27 protein-coding genes are annotated in these 20,246 nt (G+C 33.2%); 17 read left to right on the forward strand and 10 right to left on the reverse strand.

Features of this window, described 5'->3' with window-relative positions:
- The first annotated feature begins 30 nt into the window (after positions 1 to 30).
- From CIGNP85_RS00210 to CIGNP85_RS00290, 17 genes are all read left to right on the forward strand, one after another.
- A complete protein-coding gene (locus tag CIGNP85_RS00210; protein ID WP_086286632.1) occupies positions 31 to 453 on the forward strand; it encodes a FoF1 ATP synthase subunit B' in 423 nt (140 codons plus the stop codon).
- A gap of 9 nt (positions 454 to 462) precedes the next feature.
- Complete coding sequence (locus CIGNP85_RS00215) at positions 463 to 975, forward strand: F0F1 ATP synthase subunit B (protein WP_086225052.1); 513 nt, start codon at positions 463 to 465, stop codon at positions 973 to 975.
- Positions 976 to 1,509: a F0F1 ATP synthase subunit delta gene (locus CIGNP85_RS00220; protein ID WP_086232552.1), complete on the forward strand. Its 534-nt coding sequence runs from the start codon at positions 976 to 978 to the stop codon at positions 1,507 to 1,509.
- Positions 1,510 to 1,523: 14 nt separating this feature from the next.
- On the forward strand, positions 1,524 to 3,041 hold the full coding sequence (gene atpA / locus CIGNP85_RS00225; RefSeq protein ID WP_086225054.1) for a F0F1 ATP synthase subunit alpha: 1,518 nt from the start codon (positions 1,524 to 1,526) through the stop codon (positions 3,039 to 3,041).
- A gap of 9 nt (positions 3,042 to 3,050) precedes the next feature.
- Positions 3,051 to 3,938 (forward strand): ATP synthase F1 subunit gamma, encoded by an 888-nt coding sequence (gene atpG / locus CIGNP85_RS00230; RefSeq protein WP_086228447.1) that lies wholly within the window; start codon positions 3,051 to 3,053, stop codon positions 3,936 to 3,938.
- A gap of 17 nt (positions 3,939 to 3,955) precedes the next feature.
- Positions 3,956 to 5,353 (forward strand): F0F1 ATP synthase subunit beta, encoded by a 1,398-nt coding sequence (atpD, locus tag CIGNP85_RS00235; RefSeq protein WP_086225056.1) that lies wholly within the window; start codon positions 3,956 to 3,958, stop codon positions 5,351 to 5,353.
- An 18-nt stretch (positions 5,354 to 5,371) separates the two neighbouring features.
- Positions 5,372 to 5,761, forward strand: coding sequence for an ATP synthase F1 subunit epsilon (gene atpC, locus CIGNP85_RS00240; RefSeq protein WP_086226793.1), 390 nt, complete (start codon positions 5,372 to 5,374; stop codon positions 5,759 to 5,761).
- On the forward strand, positions 5,762 to 6,331 hold the full coding sequence (locus CIGNP85_RS00245) for a MotA/TolQ/ExbB proton channel family protein (RefSeq protein ID WP_086238932.1): 570 nt from the start codon (positions 5,762 to 5,764) through the stop codon (positions 6,329 to 6,331). It begins immediately after the preceding gene.
- Positions 6,332 to 6,724 (forward strand): biopolymer transporter ExbD, encoded by a 393-nt coding sequence (locus CIGNP85_RS00250; protein WP_086225059.1) that lies wholly within the window; start codon positions 6,332 to 6,334, stop codon positions 6,722 to 6,724.
- Entirely contained in the window at positions 6,724 to 7,497 is a 774-nt protein-coding gene (locus tag CIGNP85_RS00255; protein ID WP_086238933.1) for a TonB C-terminal domain-containing protein, read from the forward strand. The genes CIGNP85_RS00250 and CIGNP85_RS00255 overlap by 1 nt, the downstream gene beginning before the upstream one ends.
- Before the next feature lie 2 nt (positions 7,498 to 7,499).
- Positions 7,500 to 8,759 (forward strand): Tol-Pal system protein TolB, encoded by a 1,260-nt coding sequence (gene tolB, locus CIGNP85_RS00260; protein ID WP_086225061.1) that lies wholly within the window; start codon positions 7,500 to 7,502, stop codon positions 8,757 to 8,759.
- A gap of 75 nt (positions 8,760 to 8,834) precedes the next feature.
- Positions 8,835 to 9,320, forward strand: a complete 486-nt coding sequence (locus tag CIGNP85_RS00265; protein ID WP_086234199.1) for an OmpA family protein — start codon at positions 8,835 to 8,837, stop codon at positions 9,318 to 9,320.
- A 13-nt stretch (positions 9,321 to 9,333) separates the two neighbouring features.
- Positions 9,334 to 10,251, forward strand: a complete 918-nt coding sequence (locus CIGNP85_RS00270) for a tetratricopeptide repeat protein (protein ID WP_086286633.1) — start codon at positions 9,334 to 9,336, stop codon at positions 10,249 to 10,251.
- Positions 10,252 to 10,267: 16 nt separating this feature from the next.
- The gene (locus tag CIGNP85_RS00275; protein ID WP_086228452.1) at positions 10,268 to 10,894 is read left to right on the forward strand and encodes an FKBP-type peptidyl-prolyl cis-trans isomerase; all 627 of its coding nucleotides are present in this window, start codon (positions 10,268 to 10,270) and stop codon (positions 10,892 to 10,894) included.
- Positions 10,895 to 10,903: 9 nt separating this feature from the next.
- Positions 10,904 to 11,815 (forward strand): ACP S-malonyltransferase, encoded by a 912-nt coding sequence (gene fabD / locus CIGNP85_RS00280; protein WP_086253730.1) that lies wholly within the window; start codon positions 10,904 to 10,906, stop codon positions 11,813 to 11,815.
- Complete coding sequence (locus tag CIGNP85_RS00285) at positions 11,812 to 12,498, forward strand: 5'-methylthioadenosine/adenosylhomocysteine nucleosidase (RefSeq protein WP_086286634.1); 687 nt, start codon at positions 11,812 to 11,814, stop codon at positions 12,496 to 12,498. The genes fabD and CIGNP85_RS00285 overlap by 4 nt, the downstream gene beginning before the upstream one ends.
- A complete protein-coding gene (locus CIGNP85_RS00290; RefSeq protein WP_086232545.1) occupies positions 12,495 to 13,244 on the forward strand; it encodes a tRNA 2-thiocytidine biosynthesis TtcA family protein in 750 nt (249 codons plus the stop codon). Before CIGNP85_RS00285 ends, CIGNP85_RS00290 begins: the two co-directional genes overlap by 4 nt.
- A gap of 29 nt (positions 13,245 to 13,273) precedes the next feature.
- Here the strand turns inward: CIGNP85_RS00290 and CIGNP85_RS00295 are convergent, their stop codons facing one another.
- Genes CIGNP85_RS00295 through CIGNP85_RS00340 form a run of 10 tightly spaced genes read right to left on the reverse strand, consistent with a single transcriptional unit; the run spans position 13,274 to position 20,191 of the window.
- Positions 13,274 to 13,714, reverse strand: a complete 441-nt coding sequence (locus CIGNP85_RS00295) for a hypothetical protein (protein WP_086225068.1) — start codon at positions 13,712 to 13,714, stop codon at positions 13,274 to 13,276.
- Between the two features lie 8 nt (positions 13,715 to 13,722).
- Positions 13,723 to 14,178: a nitrous oxide reductase accessory protein NosL gene (locus CIGNP85_RS00300; RefSeq protein ID WP_086229715.1), complete on the reverse strand. Its 456-nt coding sequence runs from the start codon at positions 14,176 to 14,178 to the stop codon at positions 13,723 to 13,725.
- Positions 14,175 to 15,002, reverse strand: coding sequence for an ABC transporter permease (locus CIGNP85_RS00305; RefSeq protein ID WP_086225070.1), 828 nt, complete (start codon positions 15,000 to 15,002; stop codon positions 14,175 to 14,177). Before CIGNP85_RS00305 ends, CIGNP85_RS00300 begins: the two co-directional genes overlap by 4 nt.
- Before the next feature lie 2 nt (positions 15,003 to 15,004).
- Positions 15,005 to 15,643 (reverse strand): ATP-binding cassette domain-containing protein, encoded by a 639-nt coding sequence (locus CIGNP85_RS00310; protein WP_086232542.1) that lies wholly within the window; start codon positions 15,641 to 15,643, stop codon positions 15,005 to 15,007.
- 9 nt (positions 15,644 to 15,652) lie between these two features.
- Positions 15,653 to 16,549, reverse strand: a complete 897-nt coding sequence (locus CIGNP85_RS00315) for a NapH/MauN family ferredoxin-type protein (RefSeq protein WP_086226781.1) — start codon at positions 16,547 to 16,549, stop codon at positions 15,653 to 15,655.
- 5 nt (positions 16,550 to 16,554) lie between these two features.
- On the reverse strand, positions 16,555 to 17,004 hold the full coding sequence (locus CIGNP85_RS00320; RefSeq protein WP_179187319.1) for a c-type cytochrome: 450 nt from the start codon (positions 17,002 to 17,004) through the stop codon (positions 16,555 to 16,557).
- Positions 17,001 to 17,546, reverse strand: a complete 546-nt coding sequence (locus CIGNP85_RS00325) for a c-type cytochrome (RefSeq protein WP_086226780.1) — start codon at positions 17,544 to 17,546, stop codon at positions 17,001 to 17,003. Before CIGNP85_RS00325 ends, CIGNP85_RS00320 begins: the two co-directional genes overlap by 4 nt.
- Positions 17,543 to 18,226 (reverse strand): 4Fe-4S dicluster domain-containing protein, encoded by a 684-nt coding sequence (locus CIGNP85_RS00330; protein ID WP_086286635.1) that lies wholly within the window; start codon positions 18,224 to 18,226, stop codon positions 17,543 to 17,545. The genes CIGNP85_RS00325 and CIGNP85_RS00330 overlap by 4 nt, the downstream gene beginning before the upstream one ends.
- On the reverse strand, positions 18,219 to 19,433 hold the full coding sequence (locus CIGNP85_RS00335) for a nitrous oxide reductase family maturation protein NosD (RefSeq protein ID WP_086229721.1): 1,215 nt from the start codon (positions 19,431 to 19,433) through the stop codon (positions 18,219 to 18,221). The genes CIGNP85_RS00330 and CIGNP85_RS00335 overlap by 8 nt, the downstream gene beginning before the upstream one ends.
- Entirely contained in the window at positions 19,430 to 20,191 is a 762-nt protein-coding gene (locus tag CIGNP85_RS00340) for a cytochrome C (RefSeq protein ID WP_086244280.1), read from the reverse strand. Before CIGNP85_RS00340 ends, CIGNP85_RS00335 begins: the two co-directional genes overlap by 4 nt.
- Positions 20,192 to 20,246: the final 55 nt, after the last annotated feature.

Below are 20,246 nucleotides of genomic sequence, written 5' to 3' on the forward strand. Positions count from 1 at the left end.
TAGTTTAATGAAATTACATAAGGAGAACCGATGCTACAGATAGATCCGCCGTTGTTGCTGATTACATTAGTGATCTTTTTAGGGCTTATCTTTGTGCTAAATTCCATTCTCTACAAGCCTTTGCTTGGTTTCATTGATGATAGAAATAAATCTATCAAAAATGATGAAGAGAGCGTTAGTAAAAATGCTAGCGATACTGGAAATTACGAAGCTCAAATAGAGAAGATCATAGGTGATGCTAGAGCTGAAGCCCAAGCTAAAAAGCATGCTGCTTTAAGTGAAGCTAAAGAGAGAGCAGCTACTAAAGTTGCTATCAAAAAAGAGAGTTTAGAAGCTGATTTTGACAGCTTTATGGCTGGACTTGCCGATAGAAAAGCTGAGTTAAAATCTAATTTAACCGCTAAAATTCCAGAATTAAAAAGTACCCTTTCTGGTTCTTTATCAAAAATGTAGGAGATTTGTATGAATATTAAATTTATCCTATTATTAGCAGCTCCAATGCTTGCTTTTGGTGCTGGTAGTGGAAGCGGTGAGTATGATATCATTCCTAGGGTGATTAACTTTGTTATATTCTTTGCTATACTCTACTACTTAATAGCTAAGCCAGTTAAAGCTGCATATCATGGCAGAATTAACGCTATTGCAAATAGATTAAACGCTATTCAAGAGAAGCTAAAAGCCTCAAATGCTAAAAAAGAAGAGGCTGCCAAAAAGGTAGAAAATGCTAAAGTTATTGCAAATGACTTAACTCAAGCTGTTAAAAAAGAGATAGAAATCATGTTAGTTAAGATAGAAAAAGATACTCAAAATGAGATTGCTATCTTAGAAAAAAGTTATGAAGAACAAAAAGACTTTGAAGAAAGAAAGCTTGTTAGAGCCGTAGTTAGCGAAGTTTTAGATGAGCTATTTGCAAGTGATGCTATGAAAATAGATCAAAATGAGCTTATTAATCTTATTATGAAAAAGGTGAGCTAAATGAGAGAAATAGTAGCCAAAAAATATGTAAAAGCACTAATTTTAGCTTTAGACGCTGATGAATTTAATAGAGTAAGTGACGAGATTAGTAAGTTAGCTGCTGCGTTTGGCCTAGATAAATTTAACTACATAATAGACTCGCCAATCATTGATGCGAAGTCTAAAGTTGAGTTTTTGCTAACTTTAGTTAATGATAATAAAAATGAAAAACTTGCTAATTTCTTAATGCTTTTAAGCCATAGAGGTAGATTACATTTAATTCCAGAAATTGCAAGAGAATTTGAATATCAAAAAGCTTTAAGAGATGGTAAATTTAAAGGTTTAATCTCTGGAAATATCGAGTTAAGCGAAACTCAAAAGAGTGAGTTGGAGCAGAAATTTTCTAATAAATTTGATGTAAATATTGAATTTCAAACTGTAAAAAACGAATTTAATGGCATTAAAATTGAGATTGACGATTTAGGTGTTGAAGTTAGTTTTTCAATCGATAGATTAAAAGCTCAAATGAGCGAATATATATTAAAAGTAATTTAATAAGGAGTAAAAGCGTGAGTGTTAAGTTAAAAGCTGATGAGATTAGCAGTATCATCAAAGAACGCATAGAAAACTTTGATCTTAGCGTTAATATTGAAGAGACTGGCAAGGTTATATCAGTCGCTGATGGCGTGGCAAATGTTTATGGTCTTAAAAATGTCATGGCTGGCGAGATGGTTGAATTTGAAAATGGTCAAAAAGGTATGGCGCTAAACCTAGAAGAGAGCAGCGTTGGTGTTGTTGTTTTGGGTGGTTGTAATGATATTAAAGAAGGAAGTAGCGTAAAAAGACTTGGTAGACTTCTTAGAGTTCCAGTAGGTGATGCACTTATTGGTCGTGTTGTAAATGCCTTAGGAGAGCCAATTGATGGTAAAGGTACAATTGATGCTACTGAGACTAGATTTATTGAAGAAAAAGCTAAAGGCATTATGGCTAGAAAATCTGTTCATGAGCCACTTCAAACAGGTATTAAGGCGATTGATGCTCTTGTGCCAATTGGTAGAGGTCAAAGAGAGCTTATTATTGGTGACCGTCAAACTGGTAAAACTACAGTTGCAACTGATACAATTATCAACCAAAAAGGTCAAGATGTAATTTGTATTTATGTAGCAATTGGTCAAAAACAATCAACAGTAGCCCAAGTTGTTAAAAAACTTGAAGAATATGGCGCTATGGACTATACAATTGTTGTAAATGCAAGTGCTAGCGATGCAGCTGCTTTACAATATTTAGCACCATATGCTGGTGTAACAATGGGTGAATATTTCCGTGATAATTCTCGTCATGCGCTTATTATTTATGATGATTTAAGTAAACATGCTGTTGCATATCGTGAAATGTCACTTATTCTTCGCCGTCCACCAGGTCGTGAAGCTTATCCAGGTGATGTATTCTATCTACACTCAAGACTACTTGAAAGAGCAAGTAAGCTAAGTGATAAACTAGGAGCAGGAAGCTTAACAGCATTGCCTATTATTGAAACTCAAGCTGGCGACGTTTCAGCTTATATTCCAACCAATGTTATCTCTATTACGGATGGTCAAATTTTCCTTGAGAGTGATCTATTTAACTCAGGTATCCGTCCAGCAATTAATGTCGGTCTATCTGTATCTCGTGTTGGAGGTGCTGCACAAATTAAAGCTATCAAAAAAGTATCTGGTACTCTAAGACTAGACCTAGCTCAATACCGTGAATTACAAGCATTTGCTCAATTTGCAAGTGATCTAGATGAGAGTAGCCGTAAGCAATTAGAGCGTGGTCAAAGAATGGTTGAAGTTCTAAAACAACCACCATACAGCCCGCTTCCAGTTGAAAATCAAGTTGTAATTATTTTTGCAGGAAGCAATGGATATTTAGACGATCTTCCAGTGTCTGCTGTTACTAAATTTGAAGCTGAGCTTTATCCATATATCGAGGCTAAATACCCAGATATTTTTGAACAAATTCGTAACAAAAAAGCGCTTGATAAAGATATCGAAGAGGCACTAGATAAAGCATTAAATGAATTTAAAGCAATATTTAGCGCTGAATAAGGCTAAAATATGTCAAATTTAAAGGATATTAAAAGAAAGATCAAGAGCGTACAAAACACGCAAAAAACTACAAAGGCGATGAAGCTCGTCTCTACTGCGAAATTAAAAAAAGCAGAAGAGGCAGCTCGCCATTCTCGTGTTTATGCTCTAAAGATCAATGAGGTCTTAAGCGAGATAGCTTATGAGATTAATAAGTTTAAAATCGTTGGCGAAGGTAATAAATTTTTTGATACAGAGGCTAAGGTAGAAAAGGTTGATATAATTTTTGTTACTGCTGATAAAGGTCTTTGTGGAGGTTTTAATATCTCAACTATTAAAGCTGTAAGAAATATGATAGATGAGTTTAAATCTAAAAAAGTTAAAGTTCGCTTAAGAGCTGTGGGTAAAAAAGGTATTGAATTTTTCAATTTCCAAGGTATTGAGATTTTAGAAAGTTACCGTGGCGTGAGTTCAGCACCTACATATGAAAAAGCTCAAGAGGTTATTAAAGTAGCTATTGCTGATTTTGTAGCTGGAGTAACTGATAAAGTTATTTTAGTTCATAATGGCTATAAAAATATGATTTCTCAAGAACTAAGAGTAAATACCATAGTTCCAGTTGAACCACCAGTGATTGAAGATAATCAATTGCATAGTTCACTTATGGACTTTGAGCCAGAACATGATGAGAGAATACTCGATGAGCTTATGAGAAAGTATTTTGAGTATAGTATGTATTATGCTCTTATTGACTCTTTGGCGGCTGAACATAGTGCTAGAATGCAGGCTATGGATAATGCAACAAATAATGCTAAAGCTAGAGTAAAAGAGTTAAATCTTGCCTATAATAAAGCAAGACAAGAGAGTATCACAACAGAGCTTATAGAGATTATAAGTGGCGTTGAGAGTATGAAGTAAATTTATAAGGAGTAATAATGAAAGGTGTAATTAGCCAAGTTATGGGTCCTGTAGTTGATGTTGATTTCAAAGACTACTTACCTAAAATTAACGAAGCTATTGAAGTAAATTTTACTGTTGAAGGTAATACGCATAAGCTGGTATTAGAAACTGCTGCACATCTAGGAGATAATAGAGTTAGAACAATTGCTATGGATATGAGTGAGGGTCTAACTCGTGGTCTAGAGGCTACGGCTTTAGGCGCACCTATTAGTGTACCTGTTGGTGAAAAAGTTCTTGGTAGAATTTTTAATGTTGTAGGCGATTTAATAGACGAAGGTGCTGAAGAAAAATTTGACAATAGATGGTCTATCCATAGAGATCCGCCTCCATTTGAAGAGCAAAGCACAAAAAGTGAAATCTTTGAAACTGGTATTAAAGTTGTTGACCTTCTAGCTCCATATGCAAAAGGTGGTAAGGTAGGTCTATTTGGTGGTGCTGGCGTTGGTAAAACAGTTATTATTATGGAACTTATTCATAATGTTGCATTCAAACATAGTGGTTACTCAGTATTTGCTGGTGTTGGTGAGAGAACTCGTGAAGGTAACGACCTTTATAATGAAATGAAAGAATCGGGCGTTTTAGATAAAGTTGCCCTATGCTATGGTCAAATGAACGAGCCACCAGGGGCAAGAAACAGAATTGCTTTAACTGGTCTAACAATGGCTGAGTATTTTCGTGATGAGATGGGACTAGATGTTCTTATGTTTATTGATAATATTTTTAGATTCTCTCAATCAGGTTCAGAAATGTCAGCACTTCTTGGACGTATTCCAAGTGCGGTTGGTTATCAACCTACACTTGCTAGTGAAATGGGTAAATTACAAGAGAGAATTACATCAACTAAAAAAGGCTCTATCACATCAGTTCAAGCTGTTTATGTACCTGCAGATGACCTTACTGACCCAGCTCCTGCGACTGTTTTTGCTCACCTTGATGCTACTACAGTTCTTAATAGAGCCATTGCTGAAAAAGGTATTTATCCAGCAGTTGATCCACTAGATTCAACATCTAGAATGCTAGATCCACAAATTTTAGGTGAAGAACACTATAGAATTGCTCGTGGCGTTCAAGCAGTATTACAAAAATATAAAGACTTGCAAGATATTATTGCGATTTTAGGTATGGATGAGCTAAGCGAAGAAGATAAATTAACTGTCGATAGAGCTAGAAAAATTGAAAAATATCTATCTCAGCCATTCTTCGTTGCAGAGGTATTTACAGGTAGTCCTGGTAAATATGTAAGTCTAGAAGAGACAATCGCTGGATTTAAAGGTATTTTAGAAGGTAAATATGATCACCTACCTGAAAATGCATTTTATATGGTAGGAAATATTGATGAGGCTATCGCTAAAGCTGAAAAGATGAAATCGTAAGCCAAAAAAGGAAGCTATATGAATACAATACATTTAGAAATAGTCACCCCAGAAGGGCTAATATTTTCTAATGATGCTAAAATGGTAGTCCTTCCTGGTGCAGATGGCGAGTTTGGCGTTTTGCCAGGCCACGCCTCTTTGGTTTCCTTGCTTAAAATCGGCGTAGTAGATATAGAAAATCTAGATGGAAGTCATGACGCAGTTGCTATTGATTGGGGCTATGCTAAGATCGATGAAAACAAAATTAGCATCTTAGTTGATGGTGCTGTACATGTAAGTGGCAATAGCGAAAGTGAGATTGCTAAATCTATAGAAAACGCTAAAGCTCTTGTAAGAAAAATGCATGATAGCAATGGAATCTTAGCTACTGCATTATCTAAGATTGATAGTTCAGTAAGGGTTAGATAAGTGGAGTCTATAGAACTTCTTATAAGTTATTTATCTAAAAGTAGCTTGGTGACAATCATCGTTCTTGCGTGGTTGTCACTCTACTTTGTTATTAGTTTTACTATTTTATTCTCAAGATATAATGGACTTAATCGCTGGATTAAAAGAGAGAAGCAATCTTTGGAGGCGATCTTGCTTGGAAATAAACTTGAAAATACAGATTCAGTTTTAAAAAAATGCCCACAATCAAATTTAAGCAAAGAACGTCTAGAAGTCTTTATATCACTAGCTCAAAATAACTCTACAAGTGGCCTTACAACTCTTGCAATTATCGCATCTACTTCACCATTTATAGGGCTTTTTGGGACTGTTATTAGTATATTAGAGACATTTGCAGCACTTGGTCAAGGTGGCGGTGCAGCATCTCTTTCAGTTATTGCGCCGGCTATTTCAGAAGCTTTAGTTGCTACTGGTTGTGGAATATTTGTAGCTATTCCAGCTTATAGTTTTAATCTATTGATTAAACGTAAAGCTTATGAATTAATAAGTCTTATACAAAGAGAAACAAATTTATTGCTTAGTAGTAAATAGATGATAAATTTTGATGAAAACCCAGAACTAAATATTACCCCTTTAGTTGATATTATGCTGGTGCTATTAGCTATTTTAATGGTAACAACACCAGCTATTATTTATGAAGAGCAAATTAGTTTGCCAGATGGTTCAAAATCTAAAGTATTAAGCCAAGAGTTAAAAAGTTTAACAGTTAGAATTGATAGTCAAAGACAGGTATATATTGATCAATCTAAAATGTCTTTAAATGAACTTAGCGATAATTTAGTATTATTATCTAAAAAGTATGATAAAAATTCACCAGTATATATAAAAGCTGATAAGAGGCTTATATATGATGATGTTATGTTTGTTTTAAAAAGTATGAAAAATGCAGGTTTTTCTAAGGTTGCCTTAGAAACAAATGGTTAATGAATAGTAGATTTGGAATCTCATATAACACTACAGGTGCTTTTTGGTGTTCTGTAATATTATATTTTTTCATTATATTTTTTATATTTTTTAAACTCAGTAGATATGAAGAGAGCATAAAATATACAAATGACAAAGACGCATTTATGGATGTTTTTGTAGTAGAATCAGATATTAGTCAAAGTATCAAAGCGCCTGAGCAAAATGAACAAAAAATAGAAGAATTTATAATTAAAAAGCAAATAGAACAACCTTTAGAATTAAAACAAGAGACAACAAATAAAGATATTGTGTCACAAAAACAAGATAGACCAAGTGTAAATTTAAGCGATCTTTTTAGCGAGGCTGCACCTATAGATATTACTCCACAGACAACTCAAGCCGTTCAAAGCAATGCTAAAAGCGAGACAAAATCTAATTCAAAAAGTGCAGCTGATATTATCGCTTCGCTCCAAAAAGATATAGATAAAAAAGCACCAAAATCATCAATGACAGGCGTATATAATAAATATATGGGCGATATAGTAGAGATTATTCAAAATAGATGGGTGCGCTATAAAGCAGATACAAACAATAATGCTAAGGTTAAAATTATTATAGATAAATTTGGAAAACTAAGCTATCATATAGACGAGTATTCATTAAATAGTGCATTTAATAGCAAGGTTAGGGAGTTTTTAGAGCAGTTAAAAGCCATAGATTTCCCAGTTCCACCTAGTAAAGATGCTACTGTATTGGATATAAATTTAATTGATTTAATAGAAACGGAGTAAAAGTGAAAAAGCTATTTTTGTTACTTATGATCTGCATTGGGTTAATAGCTGCAGATGGTAGAGTCGATATTGTAAATAAGGGGCTTGTATTGCCAAAAATTATAGTTCAAGATGCTACGCAAAATTTTGGCAATAGAGCATTACAAGATAAATTTTTTAAGCTTATCGTAGGGGATTTAAAGGTTGGTTCAGCATTTGAGGTCTTAGATAAGTATTATACTAGTGATTTTAATGATAGCGCAATCCTTACTAGCGAGCAAAATGCTGATTTGATATACAGATATGCTCTAACTCAGTTAGGCAATCAATTAAGTCTAAAAGTTAAGGTGTTAAATGCTAAAAATAATCAGATAAGATTTAGTGGTGAGTATATCCAAAGCGTGGATAAATTTCCATTTTTAGCGCATAAAAGTATTGTAGAACTTGCTAGAAATCTAAATTTATCTCCAATTGAGTGGATGGATAAATCTATTATATTCTCTCAATATACAACACCTGGCAAGAGCAATATTGTAGTAGCAGATTATACACTTACATATCAAAAAATTATAATTAGCGGCGGATTAAATATCTTTCCAAAATGGGCAAATGATGATCAAAGTGCTTTTTATTACACATCTTATGTAAATTTAACTCCGACTCTTTTTAAATTTGATTTACATACTAAACAAAAGAGTAAAATCATTCAAAGTAGCGGTATGATTGTAGCAAGTGATGTCAGTCGTGATGGTACTAAATTGCTTTTAACAATGGCACCAAATGATCAAAGTGATATCTATCTATATGATATATTTACTAAAAACTTAAAACGAATTACTACATTTAGTGGAATCGATGTCAACGGTAATTTTGTAGATAATGATACTAAAGTGGTATTTGTCAGTGATAGAATGGGATATCCAAATATATTTTCTACTAGTCTTGATGGCAATGGGTTAGTTGAACAGATGGTATTCCATGGTAAAAATAATAACTCAATTAGTACTTTTGATAATTATGTGGTATATTCAAGTCGTGAGAGTGCAAATGAATATGAGCAAAAGACTTTTAATTTATATTTAATTTCAACAAAAAGCGACTATATTAGACAACTTACAGCAGGCGGAGTTAATACTTATCCAAGATTTTCTAGTGATGGTGGAAGCATTGTATTTATCAAAAATATTAATGGAAGTAGTTTGGTTGGAATTATCAGGGTTCATGAAAACCGCAGTTTTCAGTTCCCTTTAAAAATTGGTAAATTACAGTCAATTGATTGGTAATAAATATTAAATTTATATCTAAAATTTGAATATTTATGCTATAATTCGCCCAAAATTTTTTTAAAAAGGAATGAGATGAAAAAATTAGTCCTAGTTTCTACTGTTGCTGCGGCTCTATTTATGGCTGGTTGTAGCTCAAAAGCTCCAGAAGTGGATATGAGTGCTGATGCAAACAAAGCTGGTCAACAAGGTATGATGAGTGATGCTGAAAGATTAAATTCTCTACAAGCGCAAGTTAGAAATGTATATTTTGATTTTGATAAATTTAGCATTCGTCCAGATATGCAAAGCGTAATTAATCAAAACGCTTCTATTTTTAATCAAGCTGGCAACTACAAAGTAATGGTAGAAGGCAACTGTGATGAGTGGGGTAGTGATGAGTATAACTACGCTTTAGGTGTAAAAAGAGCAAAAGCTGCTAAAGATGCTTTAATAGCACAAGGTATCGCTGCAGATAGAATCGAAATTACCAGCAATGGTGAGAGCAAACCTGTATGTACTGAAAAAACAAAATCTTGCGATGCTCAAAATCGTCGTGATGAATTTAGACTACTTCCATAATTTTATCTAATAAATGAAAAAATTTATCCATGTTGCAGCCGTTTTGGTTGCAACTTCTATATTTGCTGAAGTTTCAGTATTCGATGCAGGTAATATAAATAAAGAAAATCCATATGGCCTTACAGAAAGTGAAAAGGTTTTATTAAATAATAAAAAAAAGGTAGATAGACTAGATCAAAATATAGGCTCAATGCAATCTGATGTGGCTCTAGCTCAGGAGAATATCGAAGGTGTTAAAAGCCTTTTAGATGGTATAAATCAGCGAATTTTAGCAATTGAAAGCAGAGTAACTCAGCTAGAAAATAGCCTAAATTTGCAAAAAACTACTACCGCCAAAGATATATCAAATTTAAAATCACAGATCAAAGCAAACAAAACTAAACATGATGAAGATGTTAAAAATATTACTAAAGCACTTGGTGAGCTAACTGCTTTAATAGATAATAAACATCAAGAGACTTCAACTGCTCAGCCAAAAGCCCAAACAAAATCTGAAGATAAAAAAGCTGTAAACAAAGAAGTTAAAGAGCAAACATCTCAAAATAAAGAGACAAAATCAAATTTAAAACTTGATGATATGCCAGCTTCTGAGATTTTAATAATGGCTGATAAGGCCTATAAAGCTAAGGAATATAAAAAAGCTAGTGAGTGTTTCACTCATTTAATTAGTAAAAACTATAAGCCAGCCTACTCAAATTTTATGCTTGGCGAGATTGAATATTTTAACAAAAGCTATAAAACTGCCGTACCATATTATGAAAAGAGTGTAGCAATTAGCCAAAAGGGTAATTATATGCCAAAGCTATTGTATCATACAGCAATCAGTTTTGATAAAATAGGCGATATAAAAAGTGCTAATAAATTTTATAAAGCATTAAAGCAAGCCTACCCAGATAGCGCAGAGGCAAAAGCTGCGCCTGATAGAAAATAATTTTTAGGAGAGAGATATGTCAAAAGTTATTAAAATGTTTTATGAGCTAAAAGATGCTAATAGTGGCGAACTTTTAGAATCAAATATAGGTGGTCAAGAGATTGCATTTGTAAGTGGTAAAAATCAAGTTTTAGAAGCACTTGAGAGTGGTGTTTTAAATTTAGAAGTTGGTCAAAAAGCTACAATTAAAATTCCAGCTAGCCAAGGCGTAGGCGAATATGATGAAAACGCTTTGCAAGTACTTCCTAAAGAGCAGTTTGCAGGAATTGATTTAAATATCGGAATGGAGCTTTTTGGCGAAGGAGAAGATGGTAGCACAGTTCGTGTAACTGTAAAAGCTATCGGTGAAAATGATGTAACTGTAGATTTTAATCACCCATACGCTGGTAAAGATTTGGAATTTAATGTACAGATTACAGAAAATAGAGATGCTGATGCTGATGAGGAGCTAACAGGTGTTGTAGCTATGCCACATGTATGTGGTTGTGGTGGTCATAGTCATGAACATCATCATGGACATGGCGGCTGTGGTGGTCATGGTGGTTGCGGTGGTCATGGTCATCATCATGATGATGAAGATGAGTGTTGCAATGGTGCACACCATGATGAAAACGGTGGCGGATGCTGCGGTAAACACCACTAAGAGTTTGATATGAGAGTAGCTTTTATTTTCCCTGGTCAAGGCTCACAAAGTATTGGTATGGGGCAGGAAATATATAATGAATTTAGCAGTGCTAAGGAGCTATTAGATAGTGCTAGTCAGCATTGCGGAATTGATTTTAAATCCTTGCTTTTTGAGCCAAATGATAAGCTTGGTGAGTCTGAATTTACTCAACCAGCAATTGTGTTAAACTCATTAATGTGTTTTGAAGCGTTTAAAAGTCAATTAAATTTGAAACCAGAGCTTAGCTTTGGACACTCTTTAGGTGAGTTTAGCGCTCTTAGTGTAAGTGGAGCAATTAAACCTTTAGATGCTATTAAAGTTGTAAATTTGCGTGGTAAATTTATGGCTCAAGATTGTGCAGAAATTGGCGCTGGAATGATGGTGATTTTAGGTCTTAGCAATGAAAAAGTTGAAGAGATCTGTAAAAATAGTAATAAGCAAATTTGGGCAGCAAATTATAACTGTGATGGTCAAATAGTAGTAGCTGGTATCAAAGGCGATCTTCAAGCGACTGTAGATGAGTTTAAATCTGCTGGAGCCAAAAGAGCAATGCTGCTTGATATGAGCGTAGCAAGTCACTGTCCTTTGCTTCAAAATGCTAGTATAAAGCTTGCCAATGAGCTTGAAAATTTACTAAGTGAAGAGTTTGCGCCAGTAATTTCAAATGTTACAGCCAAGACTTATACTACTAAAAAAGAGGCTTTAGAATTATTAAAACTTCAACTAACTAGCCCAGTTTTATATCAAAATAGTGTAAAAAATTATGTTGATAAGGTTGATTGTTTTATTGAATTTGGTGCAAGCGTATTAAAAGGAATGAATAAAAAAATCTGCGATAAACCAACATATAGTATCACAAATTTAAGCTCACTCAATGAAGCTTTAGAGGCGTTAAGATGAGAATTGCTATCCTTGGGGCTATGAGTGAAGAGATTGAGTTTTTGCTAAAAGCAGTTGGTGATTATCAAAAGATTGATCATGCTAGAAATTCATTTTATAAAGCACAGTGTGGCAATCATGAATTAGTAATAGCCTATTCAAAGATTGGAAAAGTCAATGCAGCTTTAACTGCAATAATTTTAGTTGAAAGATTTGGTTGCGAAAAGCTGATATTTACTGGTGTTGCTGGTGCTTTAAATGAAAATTTAAAGATCGGTGATATGCTATATGCCACTACTACAGCTCAACATGATTTAGATATTACAGCTTTTGGACATCCACATGGTTATGTGCCTGGAATTAATATTTTTGAAAATAGCGACGAGAAGTTAAATAGCGTAGCTAAAAAGGTGGCTGATTCTTTAGGTATTGGTTTAATTGGTGGAGTAGTTGCTACTGGCGATCAATTTATCTGCAATGAAGAAAAAAAAGAGTGGATAAAATCTGCTTTTAAAGCTGATGCTGTAGAGATGGAAGGGGCAAGCGTTGCTCAAGTTTGTGCTGCTCTTGGTGTTGGATTTTGTATGCTTAGAGCTATTAGCGATGAAGCTGGTGGTAAAGCAGAGGTTGATTTTGATACATTTTTAACTCAAGCAGCAGATAAATCGGCTAAATTTGTTCTAGAAATGGTAAAAAATATATGATAGAGCTAAGCAAAAAATTAATTAGACAAGTTGGCCAAACTAACGCTAAGTATAAGATGTTTGAAAAAGGCGATAAGATTTTACTGGGTTTAAGCGGTGGTAAAGATAGCCTTAGTTTGGCACATATTCTTAAGCATTTTCAAAATGTAACCCCTGATAAATTTGAATTTGAAGCAGTAACGCTAAGCTATGGAATGGGTGAAAATTATGAATATTTAACCCAGCATTGCAATGCTCATGGAATCAAACACAGCGTAATTGATAGCTCTATATTTGAGATTAGTAAAGATAAAATTCGTAAAAACTCAAGTTTTTGCAGCTTTTTTAGTCGTATGAGACGAGGATATCTCTATACATATGCACTAGCTAATGGGTTTAATAAGCTTGCTATTGGACATCATTTAGATGATGCTGTAGAGAGTTTTTTTATGAATTTTACATACAATGGAGCTATGAGAACTCTAGCACCTAAATACACTGCTAAAAATGGCGTGATAGTGATTAGACCGCTTATTAATGTGCGTGAGCGTCAATTGCGTGATAATGCTACTAGAAATGAGCTTAGAGTAATTGGAGATGAGGCGTGTCCTGCTATGAGGTTTGATGTAAAAATGCCACACGCTAGGGCTGAAACTAAAGAGCTTTTAGCTACTCTTGAAAAGCAAAATCCAAAACTATTTGTAAGTTTGCAAGCTGCTTTTGAAAATATACATTTAGATACATTTTTTAAGGTTAATAGCCAATAGCTTTTATAGCTATTTGGCTTTATTTACAATTAGCTTTTAAGATTAAAATCTATATAAATTCCAAGTTGTTTATCTCCATCATAAAGCTCTAGACGATAATTCATCACCTCTACTACGCAAGAGCTAAGCACAACTGTACCTATGTATAGATTGCCTTTATTTTCTAAATTTGCTTTTATAGTTCCCATATCCATATTTAAACCATAAATTCTAGCATTGAGATTTTTATATTGACCATTTAGCCCTTCTACTTTAAGCGTAAGCGGCACCATAGCTTCAAGTGGTCTTGGGTAAAAAGAAAATCCAATCTCTTTTCCTTTATAGGATATATTGCAGTTTTGAGTATTTAAATCGCAAGTTATGTTTGAATCAGCAGAGATCTTTTGGGTTTGTTCATCATAAGAATTTATTATAAAAGCAAATAATGCACCAATGATAATAGCACTTAAAACATATAAAATATTTTTCATTATCAATCCTAATCTAAATAATCAATCAATTTTTTATTAATTTTACTAAATTCAAAAATCCTACTAGCTGAGTTATCATCGGCAAATTTTTTCGCATCTTCATAGCTAGCAAATGGTATTAAATCATCACCACTAAAACTTACTATATTGCTGCCAAAAACATAAAATGCCTCCGTAGCTTCGATAAGCTCTTTTGTTTTATAATCTGTAACATACATCTTTTTAAGCGGCACAACCTCTTTTGGTTTGCTTGTATAAAAGTAGTAAAACATCTGTTTGGCTGAGCTAAATAGTACTTTTTTACCATTTTTATATTCTAAAACTGCAATCCAATCAGGATATTTAAAAACATCTATGAATTTAATAGGACAAGTAGAGTTTGTATCCTTAAAAAACTCATTATCTTTTAAATTTGCCCCAAAAACTATTCCAGTAAAAAGAGCTAAAAGTATAAGTTTTTTCATACTAAATCCTTCTTAGAAAACGAAATATATCCAAATATCATGCAAATTATACCAAGTAAAGTTGGATATAGTGCTGAATATATTAAAAAATTAATCTTGCCAAATCCATCTAAAATAAAGTAAGCTGCTGGACCAATTACGGCTAAATTTGGATCAAATAGACTAATTGCTGCGATTCTAAAAACTTGCATAGGGTTTGCTAACGAGATGGAGTAGATGATATTTTCATTTATTGAGCTTTGCATCATTAGGCCTATTAATGCAAGATCTAAAAATGCTAACAAAAATAGCCAAAATAAAAATGAAAATCCAAGCCCAAGTTCGCTACTTTTAATAAGGCTTGAGATTAAAAACCCAAACGATAAAAAGGCAAAAGATAGCACTAAAAGCAATAAAGTGTAATAAAAAAATACTCCCCAAGGAATATCTACATTTTTAAAAATAGCTATAATAAGCGATAAGATAAGAGCTATAAGTATAGGTAAAAAGACTGTAAATGCACGCCCTAAAGCTTTGCCAAAATAGTACTCTTTAAGCGATATTGGAAAACTAAGAAGATACTCTAAAGCCCCAGTTTCTCTATCTGAGTTTATACTTCGCACAGTTGTGATGAGAATAAAGATTGGCAAGATTATTATACAAATTTGAATAAATAGCAAAAGCATTCTAGTAAGTCCACTAAATCCAGCAACTCTGCTATCAACAACTCCTGTTACAAAAAATATCGCAATTAACCCAGCAAAGGTAACTAAATAAAAGAAAAACCATTTTGAAGCAAATGTCTCTTTTATATCAATTTTTGCTATTAGGATTAAATTTTTCACTATTATACCTCGCTATCTTTAATGATATTGCCTAAATCCATCTCAATAACACGATTTACTATGCCTTGGACCTCACTTACTCTGTGAGAGATAAATATAAGGGTGTGAGATTGGAATTTAGATTTTAATATATTTATAAACTTCTCTCTAGCTTGAGGATCGAGATTGGCAGTAGGTTCATCAAAGAGTATAGTCTTTGAATCTCTTGCAAGAGCTAGAGCGATTAAAACCTTTTGCTTCATACCACCTGAGAGCTTATAAAATGGCTTTTTATACTCTTTTTCATAGCTTAAATCTAGCTCTTTTAAATAGTTAATTATATTATTTAAATCTGTTTGGGTTGAGCTTATAGAGTATTCACATAGTTGAGCTACACTAAGTTTAAGAGGCGGAGGAGTTTGCGGAACGAAACTTAGATATCTTAAAGCATTTTTTCTATCTATAATTGGATTGATATTATCTATGAATATAGAGCCATTATCGCAGATTAACTCACCTAATATTGCCTTCATTAAAGTAGATTTTCCAGCTCCATTTTGTCCCATTATTAGAACTTTTTGACCATCTTGAATATTTAAATTTAAGTTATTTAAAATAATTTGTGAGCCAAATTTTTTAGTTAAGTTTTCTATTTTTATCAATATCAATCCTTATAAAAGCTTTTTAAGCCTATTTTCGTAATTTAAAGCATCTTGATGGCATACATCGATACATCTACCACACATAGTGCAATCCCCGCTTATTATACTAAATTTCTCTCCTGGAACATCTTTATTTTTAGACTTTGTAATTTCTAGAACTTTTGGGACAATGCAAACATCCATACATACAGCACAGTGATCGCATTTTTCTTTATTCCAGCTAACTTTTATAGCTCTAAATTTAGATAATAATGAATATAATGTTCCAATAGGACAAACATATCTACACCAAAATCTTCTACTAAAGAATACTTCAGCTAAAAATACCAAAACAGCCCACCAAATTGCAGCACTATATCCATATATGATGAATCTTGATACTATACCTACAACATTAAAAATCTCAAATATTAAATATCCACTCACTAAGCTTAAAATCCAAAAAATTATCAAAAATATATATCTGATTTTTGTATCAAATTCTCTTTTTTTGATTATTTTTTTGCTAACTAATTTAGCATTTAATCTCTCAGCAAATTCGCCAAAAAAATTATATGGACAGACCCACGAACAAAAAGCACGCCCAGCAAAAAGCATATAAAAGGCTAAAATAGTAAAAGCCCCAATGAGTAGATTTACAGGTAATTCTGCTCTACTAAGGATAATTTGTGTGGTTATAAATGGATCAGCTAAGTGAAATCCTAGCATTCTAGACCCAGTAATATCACCTTCAATGACTTGAATATCTGCTACAAATGAAAGCACAAACAAAAGATGAATCAAAATCATCGTAAAATATCGGTAAAACCTTATGCTAGGACGCTTTTTGCCATCTTTTGTTGTGGTTATAAAAGTAGATAAAAAACTAGCATTTGCTACTGTTTGGCGGCCTTGATATTTATTCATGATATTTATTTAAATTTAGATATCTCTTCAGCTAGAATTGTTAAATTCTCATCGCTGACATTATCTAAAAGTCCTTCCATTAAACTATTTGGTATTTTACCAGCTTTATACTCATTTAATCTAGCTAGAATAGCTTCTTTGCTTTTTCCAATAATTGATGGAGCTAAGATTCCAGAGCCATCTTTAGCATGGCATGGTGCGCAACTTTGTAAATATATCTTGCTTACTCCATCGCTACTTAGAGATACGCTTTGTTTTAACTCTTTAATTTTATTTAACTCATCGCTTGTTTGAAACTCACTTGAATTGCTAGTAGTTTGCGTAACTGGCTTTGGTTCATTTTTTACTGGTTCTTGTGTTGCTTGAGTTGGGCTATCAGAGCTAAACAACATAAAAAGCATTAAAACAACAATTAAACTGCCTAAAAATAGAGCTATTACTTTGCCTATATTCATTTTTTACTCCTAAATTGTTCATTGAATTGGCTAATTTCATTGGCAATATCTGCCACCTCTTTATCATCCATTGATTTTACAAGATCTGCCATTAATATATTGGCTTTTGTTTTAGTGCGATATGCAATTATCATATCATATATCTGCTCGCTTGTCTTATCTAATAGCGATGGACCAATTATTCCATTGGCATAATCATCATGGCAGGCTGAACATTTGGTAATGAAATTTTTACTTAATTGGCCTTTTAGCAAGGCTTTATTTATACTTTGAAGTGGTGGCCTAGTAAAGGCAATAGCGCCGATAGATTTTGTAGTTTCGTTTGATTCGCCAATGCCAAATTTAATATTTTTCTTTCCATCTATATCATATACTACCCATTCATCAGATTTTGTTTGATTGGCACTGCTGCCTTTTTTGATTGTAATTGAGTTTGTAGTAGCTGTTTTGTTTGACTCTTGTGAATCATTTTTAGAATTTGTTTGATTTGAACATCCTAGAAATATTATTGCACTTAGTATAATTGTAATTGACTTTTTCATTTTGATTCCTCATAAATTTCGTTATAGCTTTTTTGTGGTAAGATTTCAATCACTCCAGCAAAGCATACCTCTTGACAAACTCCACATCCTACGCAATTTGACTCTATTTTTACAACCTTTTTTTCATTTAGTTGTATAAAACTTATAGCCTTATCAACTGGACAAGAATTTACACATAATGAGCAGCTTTTATCAATATTATCTTCTATAATCTTTTTAGCATCACTCTCTCTTTGGTTATAGGTTTGGCGATTTAGTAGGATACTAATATCATCTTGACTTACATTTTTATTTAGCGTTGCATAGCATTTTTGTATATCTCTTACTACAGCAACTCCCATTTTAACATCTTTTATAGAGTTTATACTATGGTCTAGTGCGCCACTAGGACAGGCTAATACACAAGGAAATAAATCACATAGATAGCAGCCTCTTTTGCTTGGATTGATATATGCTGAGGCTAAATTTATCCCATCATCAAGCCCCAAAAGTTCAATGCTATGATATGGACAGACTTGAACGCACTGGCCACATTTGATGCATAAAGATTCAAAATTCTGAACACTTCCTGGTGGTCTAAGGTGTAGTTTTGGTTCATAGAATTTATTTATTAAAACTCCACTACCAGCAGCGCATCCAATCGCAACAATGCTAAAAATACTAAACTCTCTTCTATTCATGATATGGCTCCATATGCGGACTTGTATCTGTGATTAATAGCTCTGGTTCAGAAAATGGGGCGAGTTTAGAGATGAAGTTTAAAATACTCATAATTGCACTTCCATAAAATAGCCTTAAATTTGGATAGTATTGCCAAAGTGAATCAAGATAGGTAAAATTCTTATACTCTATATCGCCAATTCCATCTTTATCTCTATCAAATCCAGCATAATCATCAAAGTAATTATTACTCCACTCATTTATATCAATTTTAGAACCAGGTGTATCGTTGATAGCAATCTCCATATTACCTATAAAATCATTACGATTAAATATGCTTTTATGCTGAGTAGCATGGAATTGAACTCCAACTGTGTTGTATAGTATCTGATTATCTTCATAAACATTTGTAGTGCCTGGTTGAAACGGAGATTGGTCTAGATATAATCCTCTAGCATTATAGGCTAATATATTATCTTGTATTATAAAATCACTAGTATCTTTCATACCAATACCAACTCCAAAGGCACCAGTAGAGTTTAAAACTTGATTTTTTCTAGCAGTTGTTCCTGAAGAGAACATAAAAAATATACCAACAGAGTTGTATTTAAATATATTTTCTTCAACTAAATTCTTTCCAGCATACATAAAGTGTAGTGAATATCTGCCATACTCGCCATAATTTTTGCGAATTTGGTTATTGCTAGAATACCATACTACCATATCTCTGCTCTTGCTTAGATGGTTGTTTTGTACTATATTGTCATGGCTATACCATAGGCGAATTCCATCACCTCTAAGTCCTAAATCAACAGGCTTTGAAGTGATAAAATTATCAACTATTTTAGATCCATTACACTGCTTGAAATTTACTCCAAAAAGTGAATTTTTGATAGCATTGTTGATAATCTCAACTCCACTAGCGCTATCACAACTTATAGCTGAATCAATAGTAGTATGAGAATTACCGCTATTTTCAATGGTTAAATTTAATAGCTTTACATTTGAGCTATTGATTTTTATCACATCGCCTTTTCCATCGCCTTTAATGATAGCACTTCTATCTTTTCCATCTATAGTAATTGGCTTATTTATAATGATATTACCACTATAAACTCCACTGCTAAGCTCTATTATATCTCCACTACTTGCACTATCTATAGCATTTTGTAAGTCATTTCCAAAAGTAAAGCTATATAGCAGAGCTATTAAGCAGAGTTTTTTCACGCATTTTCCTTAAGATATTTATTTTTAGAAAATATTGCTAAAATTGATAAAACGCTCATAGTAATCATAACCCAAAATCCTATGGTAGGATATGAATGTGTGGTAAATTGTGCCACTTTGCCATCACCTAGAGCTGTTGGCATAAATGGTTTAATCTTAAATGCACCCCATTCTTGCATATTATGACCATACCAGTATAGCCAACCAGCAAATGCACTCATAAATAGTACTGGAGCGATAATTGTAGGGATTAGTAATAGCGAATTTCCTTTACCGTTATAGTATAGATATAGCAACATAAAGATAGTTGCAATAAGCAAATAGTATGGTGCGATTGCTCTTTCTACATTGCCACCATGCTCCATAGGATACATACCTATATAGTGATTTATAGTATTCATTTCATGCACATCACCACTATAACCATCTACATGAAAATATACTGGAATTCCATCTGGAAAGGCCTCTTTAGGATAATTAGGAGCCTCTAAAGATACATACCATATAGGAAGGCTTGGCACTCCAATTTCAGATCTTGTTTCTATCATTTTTGCTAAATCATTTCTAACTTCTGGTGCCATTAGATGATTTTTATATTGAATTTTAGTGTAGAGATTATATATTGGATATACATAGCTTGGAATCTCAGCACCACTTTTAATCTTATTGGCTACACCATGATATGCAATTACAGGAATAGTAAATCCCACAGTCATTAAAATTAGAGCTAGTATGGTATAGAGTTGATACCTTTTCATTTTTACTCCTTTAATTAAATTTACTATCAGTCCATCTGGGCGGATAGTAAATTTA

Source organism: Campylobacter sp. P0085 (assembly GCF_002139495.1).
Taxonomy (GTDB): domain Bacteria; phylum Campylobacterota; class Campylobacteria; order Campylobacterales; family Campylobacteraceae; genus Campylobacter; species Campylobacter devanensis.

What these genes read in the sequence shown, in the direction of transcription:
- fabD (WP_086253730.1), top strand. Translation starts at nt 10,904, where the DNA reads ATGAGAGTAGCTTTTATTTTCCCTGGTCAAGGCTCACAAAGTATTGGT.
- CIGNP85_RS00270 (WP_086286633.1), top strand. Translation starts at nt 9,334, where the DNA reads ATGAAAAAATTTATCCATGTTGCAGCCGTTTTGGTTGCAACTTCTATA.
- atpG (WP_086228447.1), top strand. Translation starts at nt 3,051, where the DNA reads ATGTCAAATTTAAAGGATATTAAAAGAAAGATCAAGAGCGTACAAAAC.
- atpC (WP_086226793.1), top strand. Translation starts at nt 5,372, where the DNA reads ATGAATACAATACATTTAGAAATAGTCACCCCAGAAGGGCTAATATTT.
- atpD (WP_086225056.1), top strand. Translation starts at nt 3,956, where the DNA reads ATGAAAGGTGTAATTAGCCAAGTTATGGGTCCTGTAGTTGATGTTGAT.
- CIGNP85_RS00320 (WP_179187319.1), bottom strand. Translation starts at nt 17,004, where the DNA reads ATGAATATAGGCAAAGTAATAGCTCTATTTTTAGGCAGTTTAATTGTT.
- CIGNP85_RS00210 (WP_086286632.1), top strand. Translation starts at nt 31, where the DNA reads ATGCTACAGATAGATCCGCCGTTGTTGCTGATTACATTAGTGATCTTT.
- CIGNP85_RS00265 (WP_086234199.1), top strand. Translation starts at nt 8,835, where the DNA reads ATGAAAAAATTAGTCCTAGTTTCTACTGTTGCTGCGGCTCTATTTATG.
- CIGNP85_RS00295 (WP_086225068.1), bottom strand. Translation starts at nt 13,714, where the DNA reads ATGAAAAATATTTTATATGTTTTAAGTGCTATTATCATTGGTGCATTA.
- CIGNP85_RS00300 (WP_086229715.1), bottom strand. Translation starts at nt 14,178, where the DNA reads ATGAAAAAACTTATACTTTTAGCTCTTTTTACTGGAATAGTTTTTGGG.
- CIGNP85_RS00330 (WP_086286635.1), bottom strand. Translation starts at nt 18,226, where the DNA reads ATGAATAGAAGAGAGTTTAGTATTTTTAGCATTGTTGCGATTGGATGC.
- CIGNP85_RS00290 (WP_086232545.1), top strand. Translation starts at nt 12,495, where the DNA reads ATGATAGAGCTAAGCAAAAAATTAATTAGACAAGTTGGCCAAACTAAC.
- CIGNP85_RS00315 (WP_086226781.1), bottom strand. Translation starts at nt 16,549, where the DNA reads ATGAATAAATATCAAGGCCGCCAAACAGTAGCAAATGCTAGTTTTTTA.
- CIGNP85_RS00275 (WP_086228452.1), top strand. Translation starts at nt 10,268, where the DNA reads ATGTCAAAAGTTATTAAAATGTTTTATGAGCTAAAAGATGCTAATAGT.
- CIGNP85_RS00340 (WP_086244280.1), bottom strand. Translation starts at nt 20,191, where the DNA reads ATGAAAAGGTATCAACTCTATACCATACTAGCTCTAATTTTAATGACT.
- CIGNP85_RS00285 (WP_086286634.1), top strand. Translation starts at nt 11,812, where the DNA reads ATGAGAATTGCTATCCTTGGGGCTATGAGTGAAGAGATTGAGTTTTTG.
- CIGNP85_RS00215 (WP_086225052.1), top strand. Translation starts at nt 463, where the DNA reads ATGAATATTAAATTTATCCTATTATTAGCAGCTCCAATGCTTGCTTTT.
- CIGNP85_RS00325 (WP_086226780.1), bottom strand. Translation starts at nt 17,546, where the DNA reads ATGAAAAAGTCAATTACAATTATACTAAGTGCAATAATATTTCTAGGA.
- CIGNP85_RS00250 (WP_086225059.1), top strand. Translation starts at nt 6,332, where the DNA reads ATGATAAATTTTGATGAAAACCCAGAACTAAATATTACCCCTTTAGTT.
- CIGNP85_RS00255 (WP_086238933.1), top strand. Translation starts at nt 6,724, where the DNA reads ATGAATAGTAGATTTGGAATCTCATATAACACTACAGGTGCTTTTTGG.
- CIGNP85_RS00220 (WP_086232552.1), top strand. Translation starts at nt 976, where the DNA reads ATGAGAGAAATAGTAGCCAAAAAATATGTAAAAGCACTAATTTTAGCT.